The following is a 12,074-nucleotide window of genomic DNA, read 5'->3' on the forward strand; positions in this document are numbered from 1 at the left end:
CCCCCCGATAGGGTCGACGACCGTGGCGAACAAGAACATCCCCGACCCCGGCTTCTCCGACGACGACGGCTCCGCCGACCCCCGGCTGAGCGCCGCGCTTGCCGCCTGGGCCGAGGACCGCGGCGCCGTGGGCCCCGTCCTCGAAGCACTCAGGGACGCCCGGTTGCTCGTCCCCGTCGTGGCCGTGCTCGGCGAGGCCGAGGTGGACGAGAGGGGACTGCGCCGCGAGAAGACCAGCGACATGGCCGTCCCCACCCTGAAGGCCGACGGCCGCACGGCCCTGCCCGCCTTCACCTCCACCGACTCCCTCGCCCGCTGGGACCCCGCCGCCCGCCCCGTCGCCGTACCCCTGCACCAGGTCCTGCAGGCCGCCGCGCACGAGAAGGCCGACACGATCGTGCTCGACCTCGCCGGGCCCGTCCCCTACGAGCTGACCGGCCACGCCCTGCTGGCCCTCGCCGAGGGACGCACCACCACCGACCCGCTCGCCGACCCCGCCGTCCGCGAGGCCGTACGCTCCGCCGTCGCCGCCGAGCCGGCCGTGGTCCGCGCCCACCTCGGCCCCGGCCGGGCCGACGGCACCCTGGCCCTCGTCCTGGACCCCTCCGCCACCCCGGCCGAGACCGCGCGGTCCGTCGCCGGACGCCTCGCCGCCGACGAGACACTGCGGGCCCGCCTGGTACGCGGCCTCGACCTGGCACTGCTGCCGGCCGGGGCGACGCCACCGGGCAAGCCCTTGTACGTACGCGAACTGGAGGAAGAGGAACCGGGGACGCGGCACTAGTGCCGCGTCAGGCGGCGTTCGCCAGTGAAGGAGCGGCGTCCGGTGCGCACGGTGCCTGCCGTGGCACTAGCCGTAGACAGGGCCCGTGTATTTCTCGCCCGGACCGTGGCCGGGCTCGTCGGGGACGAGGGACGCCTCGCGGAACGCCAGCTGCAGCGACTTCAGACCGTCGCGCAGCGGGGCCGCGTGGAAGGAGCTGATCTCGGTCGCGGACGCGTCGAGGAGACCGGCGAGTGCGGTGACCAGCTTGCGGGCCTCGTCCAGGTCCTTGTACTTGTCGCCCTCCTCGGTCAGACCGAGCTTCACCGCGGCGGCGCTCATCAGGTTGACGGCGACCGTCACGATCACCTCGACCGCGGGGACCTCGGCGATGTCGCGGGTCATGGAGTCGAAGTCGGCGTTCTCAGGAGGGGTCTCACTCATGCCCCACACGATAGGCCCCGGCGCGTCCGCCCCGACCTGCGGGAGCCCGCCGAGCCCGGATTGGCACCCCAGGTTTGAAACCGGTAGAGTGAGGTCTACGACCGGCTGGACACCTGTGTGTCCGGCCCGCAAGTGGAGGCTCCGAACTCCCACCTGACTGTCCTCCGGGGCGGCAGGTCATCCGGTCAGACGGCCCCCACCGTTCCGTACGGACGGTGGAGTCGTCCGAAACGCCCCGCGGCACATCGCTGCGGTGCTCCGGCAGTACATGGAGCCCCGCCTGTGTCCCGTCCGGGGCATTTTTCATGCACCGCGATGGTTGGTCCCCATGTCAACCAGACATACGCGGCGGTCCGCCAGACCGTCGTGTGGGTGCTACCGAGGAGGATCCATCAGCGCCGAGCCTCGCATCAACGACCGGATTCGCGTTCCCGAGGTGCGACTTGTCGGTCCCAGCGGCGAGCAGGTCGGGATTGTCCCGCTTGCCAAGGCCCTGGAGCTTGCGCAGGAGTACGACCTCGACCTGGTCGAGGTGGCCGCGACAGCGCGTCCGCCGGTCTGCAAGCTCATGGACTATGGGAAGTTCAAGTACGAGTCGGCCATGAAGGCCCGTGAGGCGCGCAAGAACCAGGCGCACACGGTCATCAAGGAGATGAAGCTCCGGCCGAAGATCGACCCGCACGACTATGACACCAAGAAGGGTCACGTCGTCAGGTTCCTCAAGCAGGGCGACAAGGTCAAGATCACGATCATGTTCCGTGGTCGCGAGCAGTCCCGGCCCGAGCTGGGCTACCGGCTGCTGCAGCGTCTCGCGGAGGACGTCCAGGAACTCGGGTTCGTCGAGTCGAACCCCAAGCAGGACGGCCGGAACATGATCATGGTTCTCGGTCCGCACAAGAAGAAGACCGAGGCGATGGCCGAGGCCCGTCAGGCGCAGGAGGCCCGGAAGGCGGAAGCGAAGGCCAACCCTGGCAAGTCGCAGAACGCCGCCGAGGCCGAACACGCCGACGCCGAGGCGCCGGCCGAGGCGCCTGCCGAGGCGTAAGTCCCGGGACGCGAGTCCAGGGTGTCAACCGAAAGAAATGACGTTCCGTCGTGCCCGGTTTCGCGACCGGGCACCGGAGCGCCACTGACGAGGAGAGAACGGCGCTATGCCGAAGAACAAGTCGCACAGCGGTGCCAGCAAGCGCTTCAAGATCACCGGCTCCGGCAAGGTGCTCCGTGAGCGCGCCGGCAAGCGCCACCTGCTCGAGCACAAGTCGTCCCGCGTGACGCGTCGCCTCACCGGCAACGCCGAGATGGCCCCGGGCGACGCCGCGAAGATCAAGAAGCTTCTCGGCAAGTGACGTGTGCGGCGCCCCCTGTGAGCGCCGTACCTCAGGACCGGGACCCAATCGATTTCGGGCTGTGTGCGGACAACCGCGGCCCCGCTACAAGGAGTTAACAAGTGGCACGCGTCAAGCGGGCAGTCAACGCCCACAAGAAGCGCCGGGCGATCCTGGAGCAGGCTTCCGGCTACCGCGGTCAGCGTTCGCGCCTGTACCGCAAGGCCAAGGAGCAGGTCACCCACTCGCTGGTCTACAACTACAACGACCGCAAGAAGCGCAAGGGCGACTTCCGTCAGCTGTGGATCCAGCGCATCAACGCCGCTGCCCGCGCCAACGGCATCACGTACAACCGCTTCATCCAGGGTCTGAAGGCCGCGAACATCGAGGTCGACCGCAAGATCCTCGCCGAGCTGGCCGTCAACGACGCCACCGCGTTCGCCGCGCTGGTCGAGGTCGCCCAGAAGGCGCTGCCGGCGGATGTGAACGCGCCGAAGGCAGCGTGAACGTCGCGCTCGCTTGAGCCGGGCGTGACGTGACCGGACCCGCAGGCTGTTCGCCGCCTGCGGGTCCGACCGTATTTCGGGTGGTTGTTCGGCTGCGGGTGGGTGGGGCTTCTCGCGCGGTTCCCGCGCCCCTGAAAGACAAGGACACGGCCCCGCGGGCCGAAAAGCGCGGGGCGCAGCCCCTGCTTCCTCAGGGTCGCGGGGAACCGCGCGACCACGACGAACCCGCACTCGCGACCCGACCGAACCCCAGCTCTCCGACGCCCGACCCACCCCCACCCGCCCGACCCGAAGGTGACCCATGCCCGCCACCCCCGAGCTGATCTCCCCGCGCTCCGCCCGTGTCTCCGCCGCGCGGCGGCTCGCGAAGCGGAACTTCCGGGGAAAGGAGCACCTGTTCCTGGCGGAGGGGCCGCAGGCCGTACGGGAGGCGGCCGGGCATCGGGTGGACGGTGCGCCCGCGCTGGTGGAGCTGTTCGCGACGGTCGAGGCCGCGGAGCGGTACGCCGACATCGTGGGGGAGGCCCACGCGGTCGGCGCCCGCGTGCACCTTGCCGACGAGGCGGTCATCGCCGACATCTCCACCACCGTCACCCCGCAGGGGCTCGTCGGGATCTGCCGATTCCTCGACACGCCCTTCCATGCGATCCTGGAAAGCCGGCCCCGGCTCGTCGCCGTCCTCGCCCACGTACGCGACCCCGGCAACGCCGGCACCGTCCTGCGGTGTGCCGACGCCGCGGGAGCCGAGGCGGTCGTGTTCACGGACGCCTCCGTCGACCTGTACAACCCCAAGGCCGTGCGCGCCTCCGTCGGCTCGCTGTTCCATCTGCCCGTCGCCGTCGGCGTGCCCGTCGAGCAGGCCGTGGCCGGGCTCAAGGACGTCGGCGTACGCGTCCTCGCCGCCGACGGGGCGGGGGACGACGACCTCGACGACGCACTGGACAAGGGGACCATGGGCGGGCCCACGGCATGGGTGTTCGGGAACGAGGCGTGGGGGCTGCCGGAGGAGACGCGGGCGCTGGCCGACGCCGTCGTCCGGGTCCCCATCCACGGAACGGCGGAAAGCCTGAACCTGGCGACCGCCGCCGCCGTATGTCTCTACGCGTCCGCCCGTGCACAGCGTGCCTTCGGAGGGTGCCGCGCCGTCACGCCCAGCTAGTAGGGTGACGGGCTCGGGGGCCCACTGCACAAAGCGAGAGGTGGGATACGGGGATGAGGGTCGGCAGGAGCAGCACACTGGGGGCCCGGGACGTGCGCGCCACATCCGCGGCCCGGCACGGTGATCTCGCCGAGCTCGGCATCGACCCCGACGACCTCCCCGACGGACTGGTCGTGGCCGACGACACCGGCCGTGTGATCTGCTTCAACGCCGCCGCCGCCCGGATCACCGCCACCCCCGCCGCCGAGGCCCTCGGCCGCCCCCTCGAATGGGCCCTCCCGTTAGAAGACCTGGAAGGCCGCCGCTGGTGGCAGCTGACCGACCCGTACGGAGGGCTCGCGATCCGGGTCGGACAGCCCGAGCGGAACCTGCTCCTGCCCGGCGCGCGCGAGATCCTGGTGTCGGCGCGCTACATCCGTACGAAGCCCACCGGGCCCGTCCGCCGGGTCGTCGTCTCCCTCCGTGACACCGAGGCCCGTCGCCGCACGGAGCGCAGCCACGCCGAGCTGATCGCCACGGTCGCCCACGAACTGCGCTCGCCGCTGACTTCGGTGAAGGGGTTCACCGCGACGCTGCTCGCCAAGTGGGAGCGGTTCACCGACGACCAGAAGAAGCTCATGCTGGAGACCGTCGACGCCGACGCCAACCGCGTCACCCGTCTCATCGCCGAGCTGCTGGACATTTCGAGGATCGACTCCGGGCGGCTCGAAGTGCGCAGGCAGCCCGTCGACATAGGCGCCGCCGTCGGACGGCACATCCAGGCGTACGTCGCGGCCGGGCAGCCCGCCGACCGGTTCCTGCTGCGGATCGGGCAGCCGCTGCCCGACCTGTGGGCCGACCCGGACAAGATCGACCAGGTGCTGAGCAACCTGCTGGAAAATGCGGTGCGGCACGGCGAGGGAACCGTCACGATTGACGTCACGGCCTCGGCGTCCCCCCGCGAGGGGGAGGACACCGGCACGTCGGTCACGGTGAGCGACGAGGGCACCGGCATCCCGGAGGAGTCCATGAACCGCGTCTTCACCCGCTTCTGGCGGGGCAGCAAGCGCGGCGGCACCGGCCTCGGGCTGTACATCGTCAAGGGCATCGTCGAAGCCCACGGCGGCGCCATCACGGTCGGACGCGCCCCCGGCGGCGGCGCCGAGTTCCGATTTACGTTGCCTGTGGCGGCGCCGGCCTACCTGGCCTGAGCACCACGGGCGCTTTCGCACACCTCAACCCCGTTAGACTCGGCCTTTGGCACCTTTGTGTCCCAAAAATCGTGACGATCTGTCCACGAGTCGGTACGGGGACCTTCAGCCAGCCAATCGGAAGCACGGGAAGAGATGTCGGCACCGAATAAGTCGTACGACCCTGTAGAGGTCGAGGCCTTGAAACCGGAAGAGATCGAGCGCATGCGGGACGAGGCGCTCGCCGCCTTCGCCGCCGCGGACTCCCTCGAAGCGCTCCAGGAGGCCAAGGTCGCCCACACCGGGGGCACCTCCCCGCTGTCCCTCGCCAACCGCGAGATCGGCGCCCTGCCCCCGCAGGCCAAAGCCGCCGCAGGAAAGCTGGTCGGCCAGGCCCGGGGTGCGGTGAACAAGGCGCTGGCCGGCCGCCAGAGCGAGCTGGAGGCCGAGCGCGACGCCCGGGTGCTGGTCGAGGAGGCCGTGGACGTCACGCTGCCCTACGACCGCGTACCGGCCGGCGCCCGGCATCCTCTCACCACGATGATGGAGCGCGTCGCCGACGTCTTCGTCTCCATGGGCTACGAGATCGCCGAAGGCCCCGAGGTCGAGGCTGAGTGGTTCAACTTCGACGCCCTGAACTTCGGCCCGGACCACCCGGCCCGCCAGATGCAGGACACCTTCTTCGTCAAGGGCCCGAAGGATGCGGACAGTGACGGCGAGTCCGGAGTCGTGCTGCGTACGCACACCTCGCCCGTGCAGGCCCGCTCGCTGCTCTCCCGCGAGCTGCCCGTCTACGTCGTCTGCCCCGGCAGGGTCTTCCGCACCGACGAACTGGACGCCACCCACACCCCGGTCTTCCACCAGATCGAGCTGATCGCGGTGGACGAGGGCCTGACCATGGCCGACCTCAAGGGCACCATGGACCACATGGTCCAGTCGCTGTTCGGCGAGGACATGAAGACCCGGCTGCGGCCGAACTTCTTCCCCTTCACCGAGCCGTCCGCCGAGATGGACATGCTCTGCTACGTCTGCAAGGGCGAGTCCGTCGGCAACCCCGACCGCCCCTGCCGCACCTGCTCCAGCGAGGGCTGGATCGAGCTGGGCGGCTGCGGCATGGTCAACCCGCGGGTGCTCACCGCCTGTGGCGTCGACCCCGAGAAGTACAGCGGATTCGCCTTCGGGTTCGGCATCGAGCGGATGCTGATGTTCCGCCACAACGTCGAAGACATGCGAGACATGGTCGAGGGTGACGTCCGGTTCACCCGGCCGTTCGGGATGGAGATCTGATGCGGGTCCCCCTTTCCTGGCTGCGGGAGTACGTCGACCTGCCGGCCACCGAGACCGGCCGTGACGTCCAGGCCAAGCTCATCGCGGCCGGACTTGAGGTAGAGACGGTCGAGCAGCTCGGCGACGGCCTCAAGGGCCCCCTCGTTGTCGGCCGGGTGCTGACCATCGAGGAGCTGACGGAGTTCAAGAAGCCGATCCGCTTCTGCACCGTCGACGTCGGCACCGCCAACGGCACCGGCGAACCCCAGGAGATCGTCTGCGGCGCCCGTAACTTCGCCGTCGGCGACAAGGTCGTGGTCGTCCTTCCCGGCGCCGAGCTCCCCGGCGGTTTCGCGATCAGCGCGCGCAAGACGTACGGCCGCAACTCGCACGGCATGATCTGCTCCAGCGACGAGCTGGGCATGGGCGACGACGGCTCCAAGGGCATCGTCGTGCTCCCGCCGGAGTACGAGGTCGGCACCGACGCGATCAAGCTTCTCGAACTCGTCGACGAGGTCCTCGACATCGCAGTTACCCCCGACCGCGGCTACTGCCTTTCGCTGCGCGGCATCGCCCGCGAGATGGCCACCGCGTACGGGCTGCCGCTGCGCGACCCGGCGCTCCTCGACGTGCCGGGCCCGAACGCCTTCGGCCACCCGGTACAGGTGTCCGATCCGCTCGGCTGCGACCGCTTCACCGCCCGCACGGTCACCGGACTCGACCCCGACGTCCACTCCCCGATCTGGCTCAAGCGCCGCCTGCAGAAGGCAGGCATGCGCCCGATCTCGCTGGCCGTCGACATCACCAACTACGTGATGCTGGAGCTGGGCCAGCCCCTGCACGCGTACGACCGCGCCCGCGTCCAGGGCGCCATCGGCGTACGCCGGGCCGAGGCGGGCGAGAAGCTCACCACCCTCGACGGCACCGTGCGCACGCTCGACGCCGAGGACCTGGTCATCACCGACGACCGAGGGCCCATCGGCCTCGCCGGTGTCATGGGCGGCGCCAACACCGAGGTGGACGAGACCGACGGCACGACCACCGAGGTCGTCATCGAGGCAGCGCACTTCGACCCGATCGCCATCGCGCGTGCGGCCCGCCGCCACAAGCTGGCCTCCGAGGCGTCCAAGCGCTTCGAACGCGGCGTCGACCCACTGGCCGGTGCCGCAGCCGCCCAGCGCACGGTCGACCTGCTGGTACTCCTCGCCGGCGGAACCGCCGACTCGGGCGTCACCGAGGTCATCGCGCCCTCCGCGCCGCACACGATCACCATCCCGGCCGACCACCCGGACAAGGTCGCGGGCATGGAGTACGGCCGCGAGACCGTCGTCCGCCGCCTCCAGGAGGTCGGCTGCGACGTCTACGGGCAGGACGAGCTGATCGTCACCGTCCCGTCCTGGCGGCCCGACCTCACCGACCCGAACGACCTGGCCGAAGAGGTCATCCGTCTGGAGGGCTACGAGAACCTGCCCTCCACGCTGCCGAAGCCCCCGGCGGGCCTCGGCCTGACCGAGCGGCAGCGGCTGCACCGCCGGGTCGGCCGTGCGCTGGCCGGCGCCGGATACGTCGAGGCGCCTAACTACCCGTTCATCGGCGAGCACGTCTTCGACCAACTCGGCCTGGCCGCCGACGACCGGAAGCGCCGGGTCGTCAAGCTGGTCAACCCGCTCTCCGACGAGGAGCCCGCCCTCCGTACGACTCTGCTGCCGGGCCTCCTCGGCGCGCTGCGCCGAAACGACGGCCGGGGCAGCCACGACCTGGCCCTCTTCGAGACCGGCCTTGTCTTCCACCCGCAGGACGAGCTGAGTGTGGCCGCACGCCTGCCCGTCGACCGCCGTCCCACCGACGAGGAGCTGGCCTCGCTCACGACCGCGCTCCCCGTCCAGCCGCGGCACGCCGCCGTCGTCCTCGCGGGCGCCCGTGAGCAGGCCGGCTGGTGGGGCAAGGGCCGTCCGGCCGACTGGGCCGACGCCATCGAGGCGGCGCGGCTGCTCGCCGGTGAGGCCGGGACCGAGCTGATCGTCCGCAAGGGCCAGTACGGGCCGTGGCACCCGGGCCGCTGCGCCGAGCTGGCGGTCGTCGTGCACGGCGAGGAGCGGGTCATCGGGTATGCCGGTGAGCTGCACCCCGGTGTTCTGAAGACCCTGGGACTGCCTGCGCGCACCTGTGCGATGGAGGTGAACCTGGACGCGTTGGAGACGGCGAGCGCCGGCGTGCCGAAGGGACCGAAGATCTCCACGTTCCCGGTCGCGACGCAGGATGTCGCCCTCGTCGTCGACGCGTTCGTACCGCACACCGAGGTCGAAGCCGCGCTGCGCGAGGGCGCGGGTGAACTCCTGGAGGCCATCCGGCTGTTCGACGTCTACGAGAACGCGGAGCAGTTGGGGGACGGGCGGAAGTCGCTGGCGTACGCCCTCCGCTTCCGCGCCGGGGATCGGACACTGACCGTCGACGAGGCGTCGGCCGCTCGGGACGCGGCGATCGCCCTGGCGGGCGAGCGTACGGGGGCCGTGCTGAGGAGCTAGGAGGCTTCAGGGGGCGGGGAACCGCGGGTCTATGGCGGCTGCGGGTGGTCCGTGGCTCGTCGCGCAGTTCCCCGCACCCCTCGCAGGGGCTACGCCCCATCGAGAGGCCCCGGTCCTCACTCATCCGGGGCACAACTGCGGGGGATATGGCCCGATCGGGGCATGCGGTCGGCAGAATCGGACCGGCCCTTCGGGGCCGTTACCGCTGTCAGAGCCTGTCGGGTGACCTTCGGTTGTCAGGCGAACGGGCCCTGCTGGGTGCGATCGCAAGGTGCTGAAGGGTGCGCGTGGCAGGGTTCGGGCGCCAGACCGGAGGTCACCCGACAAGCTGAGGGCAGTACACCTGGCTGCCCCGGCGTCCGCCCGGCGGGGCCGCCGCACTGTACGAGGGGGAGCCGGCGGCCCGGCCGGCCTCTTTCGAGGCAGTCCAGTCAAACGGGCCGGAACTCTCCGCGACAGCGCGCGTACGGTACGAATTCGGGCGTTCGCTTCACACCCCGTGCGAAAGGAGAGGCGCTACGCTGCCATTCGCCGGCACCGAGCCACCGGAGGGCCTCCATGCAGCCCAACACCCTGCTCGACGCGATCCTTGACGAGGCCGGTATCTCCCACGCCGGTCTCGCCGCGCATGTCAACCAGGCAGGTCGCGCCCGGGGACTGACGCTGCGGTACGAACACACGGCCGTGGCGCGGTGGTTGAAGGGGCAGCGCCCGCGTGGCCAGGTACCCGACCTGATCTGTGAGGTACTCGCCGGTCGACTGCACCGGACCGTCACGCTCGACGACATCGGCCTCGGCGTGCCGGGGGAGCCCGGCTCCCAGCACGGCGCCGGGCTCTCCGGTTTCGTGGAGCGGGCCACCGCCCTGTGGCGCTCCGACGAACAGCAGCGCCCGCATGTCCTCGGTGCTCCCGCCGTCACCGGGACGCCCGCCGTGATGCCCGTCTGGGAGTGGGAGAACCCACCGGAGGACGTCGATGTGTCCCGTGGGGGTCGACATCGCGTCAGCATGGCCGACATCGAGGTGCTGCGCGCGGCCCGTACGCACTACGAGCAGATGTACCGGAAGGCCGGCGGTGTCGCGACGCGGACGAGGATCGTCGGGTTCCTCAACGCGGAGGCCGCGCCCCTGCTGCGTGGCAGCTACACCGACGCCACCGGACGCCAACTGCACCGGGCCACCGGGGGGCTGGTGGCGATCGCCGGGATCTGCGCGTACGACTCCGACGCCCACGGACTCGCCCAGCGGTACTTCCACCAGGCGCTGCGGCTGGCGAAGGCCAGCGGGGACCGGGGGCTCGGGGCGTACGTCATCGCGCTGCTGGTCAACCAGGCGCTGTTCATGAGGGAGTACCGGCAGGCCGTCGCTTTCGCCGAGGCGGCGCTGCGCACCGCGGGCAAGGACATCACCCCGGCGCTCGCCTCCGATCTCTACGCGATGCAGGCCAAGGCGTACGCGCACCTGGGCGACGGAACGAGTGCGCTGTCCCGCATCCGGCGGGCGGAGCAGGCCGCCGAGCGCATCCGGCGCGGCCACGAACCCGATGAGACCGGCTACGTCCAGCCGGGCCTGGTCAACGTACAGGTGGCGGAGGCGTTGCTCAGTCTCGGCGACCTGACGGCCGCGGCCGAGCACGCCGCTGCCGCCGTCGACACCCCGGCCCACGACCGGGGCCGGGTGCACCGGCTCGCGATGCTCAGCCAGATCGAGCTGCGGCAGGGCAACGCGGACAGAGCGGTGCTCACTGCCGTGGAAATGGCCGAACGGGTGCGCGGAATGGAGTCCATGCGCCTGCGTGACAGACTGCGGGCGGTACGCGAACACCTCGTGCGCAGCGGCTCCGCGGGGACCGCCGAAGCCGCCGAACTGATCGACGGAGCACTGCGCGTACCGCTCTGACGCCGTCCGCGGGGCGTGGCCGTGCACCGGCTGTGCGCCTGCCGTCGGAAGGTTCCTGCTGCGATATTGCCACTTACTCGGCGGAAGGTGGCAGAACCGTGCAGTGGACGAAACAGAGCGAACAGACTGTGTACTCAAACCGTTGGTTCAGCGTCAATCTCGCGGATGTCGCTCTGCCGGACGGACGACACCTCGATCACTTCCTGATACGGCTGCGGCCCGTCGCGGTGGCCACCGTGATCAACGCGGCCAGCGAGGTACTGCTTCTGTGGCGGCATCGCTTCATCACCGACAGCTGGGGGTGGGAGCTCGCGGCGGGCGTCGTCGAGGACGGCGAAGCCATCGCGGAGGCCGCCGCCCGCGAACTGGAGGAGGAGACCGGATGGCGGCCGGGACCCCTGCGCCACCTGATGAGCGTCGAGCCCTCCAACGGGCTCACCGACGCCCGGCACCACATCTACTGGGCCGACGAGGGCGCGTACGTCGGTCACCCGGTGGACGACTTCGAGTCGGACCGCAGGGAATGGGTTCCCCTCAAGCTCGTTCCCGACATGGTCGCCCGCGGCGAGGTCCCGGCCGCCAACATGGCAGCCGCACTGCTCCTGCTGCACCACCTGCGCCTCGGACAGGACGCCAAGCCCTGAACCCCGTCGCGTCCCGCCCCGGGGAGCTAGCGGCCCAGTGCCTGCCAGATGGACACCACCAGGGCACCCAGGGCAGTGAGCGCCGCGACCGAGGGCAGCGGCCAGCGGGAGTGCTCCAGGGTGACGAGCCGTGTGTTCAGGTCGTCCAGTTCCTTGGCGGTCTGTTCGGCGCGGTGGCTCAGCAGGGTCAGCCCTCCTTCGACGCGTGCGTGCGCCACATCCAGGCGACGGCGTAACTCTGCGGTTTCGCCGTGGAGCACGGGATGCTCGGGGTCGATGGCCACAAGCCCGCTCCTCTCTGTAGTCGTCACATCCCTTGCATGCGCACGTGAAGTCAACTCCCCTGGTGGGCGTGTGGGGAGAGTGTGCGCACG

Annotated in this window: 12 protein-coding genes; 10 read left to right on the plus strand and 2 right to left on the minus strand. The window is 70.6% G+C overall.

The annotated features are described in order from the left end of the window. Positions 1-22: 22 nt before the first annotated feature. Complete coding sequence (locus WBG99_RS29590; protein ID WP_338899222.1) at positions 23-784, plus strand: SseB family protein; 762 nt, start codon at positions 23-25, stop codon at positions 782-784. A 66-nt stretch (positions 785-850) separates the two neighbouring features. Here WBG99_RS29590 and WBG99_RS29595 read toward each other — a convergent pair whose 3' ends face one another. Then, positions 851-1,207: a DUF1844 domain-containing protein gene (locus WBG99_RS29595; protein ID WP_338899223.1), complete on the minus strand. Its 357-nt coding sequence runs from the start codon at positions 1,205-1,207 to the stop codon at positions 851-853. A 328-nt stretch (positions 1,208-1,535) separates the two neighbouring features. On the opposite strand from WBG99_RS29595, the gene infC reads away from it, so the two are divergent. From infC to WBG99_RS29640, 9 genes are all read left to right on the plus strand, one after another. Beyond that, complete coding sequence (gene infC / locus WBG99_RS29600) at positions 1,536-2,252, plus strand: translation initiation factor IF-3 (protein WP_338899224.1); 717 nt, start codon at positions 1,536-1,538, stop codon at positions 2,250-2,252. A gap of 106 nt (positions 2,253-2,358) precedes the next feature. Further along, complete coding sequence (gene rpmI, locus WBG99_RS29605) at positions 2,359-2,553, plus strand: 50S ribosomal protein L35 (RefSeq protein ID WP_003977225.1); 195 nt, start codon at positions 2,359-2,361, stop codon at positions 2,551-2,553. A 101-nt stretch (positions 2,554-2,654) separates the two neighbouring features. After that, entirely contained in the window at positions 2,655-3,038 is a 384-nt protein-coding gene (rplT, locus tag WBG99_RS29610; protein WP_033531708.1) for a 50S ribosomal protein L20, read from the plus strand. A 301-nt stretch (positions 3,039-3,339) separates the two neighbouring features. Continuing rightward, positions 3,340-4,197: an RNA methyltransferase gene (locus tag WBG99_RS29615; protein WP_338899225.1), complete on the plus strand. Its 858-nt coding sequence runs from the start codon at positions 3,340-3,342 to the stop codon at positions 4,195-4,197. Positions 4,198-4,250: 53 nt separating this feature from the next. Then, a complete protein-coding gene (locus WBG99_RS29620; RefSeq protein ID WP_338899226.1) occupies positions 4,251-5,387 on the plus strand; it encodes an ATP-binding protein in 1,137 nt (378 codons plus the stop codon). Between the two features lie 135 nt (positions 5,388-5,522). Next, positions 5,523-6,653: a phenylalanine--tRNA ligase subunit alpha gene (gene pheS / locus WBG99_RS29625; protein ID WP_338899227.1), complete on the plus strand. Its 1,131-nt coding sequence runs from the start codon at positions 5,523-5,525 to the stop codon at positions 6,651-6,653. Beyond that, on the plus strand, positions 6,653-9,157 hold the full coding sequence (pheT, locus tag WBG99_RS29630; RefSeq protein WP_338899228.1) for a phenylalanine--tRNA ligase subunit beta: 2,505 nt from the start codon (positions 6,653-6,655) through the stop codon (positions 9,155-9,157). The genes pheS and pheT overlap by 1 nt, the downstream gene beginning before the upstream one ends. A gap of 558 nt (positions 9,158-9,715) precedes the next feature. Further along, positions 9,716-11,056, plus strand: a complete 1,341-nt coding sequence (locus WBG99_RS29635) for a transcriptional regulator (RefSeq protein WP_338899229.1) — start codon at positions 9,716-9,718, stop codon at positions 11,054-11,056. Positions 11,057-11,154: 98 nt separating this feature from the next. Further along, positions 11,155-11,700 carry an NUDIX domain-containing protein gene (locus WBG99_RS29640; RefSeq protein WP_338899230.1) on the plus strand — a complete coding sequence of 182 codons (546 nt, stop codon included), beginning with the start codon at positions 11,155-11,157 and terminating at the stop codon, positions 11,698-11,700. A 26-nt stretch (positions 11,701-11,726) separates the two neighbouring features. Here the strand turns inward: WBG99_RS29640 and WBG99_RS29645 are convergent, their stop codons facing one another. After that, positions 11,727-11,984, minus strand: a complete 258-nt coding sequence (locus WBG99_RS29645; RefSeq protein WP_338899231.1) for a hypothetical protein — start codon at positions 11,982-11,984, stop codon at positions 11,727-11,729. Between the last annotated feature and the right edge of the window lie 90 nt (positions 11,985-12,074).

The organism is Streptomyces sp. TG1A-60 (genome assembly GCF_037201975.1).
GTDB lineage: Bacteria > Actinomycetota > Actinomycetes > Streptomycetales > Streptomycetaceae > Streptomyces.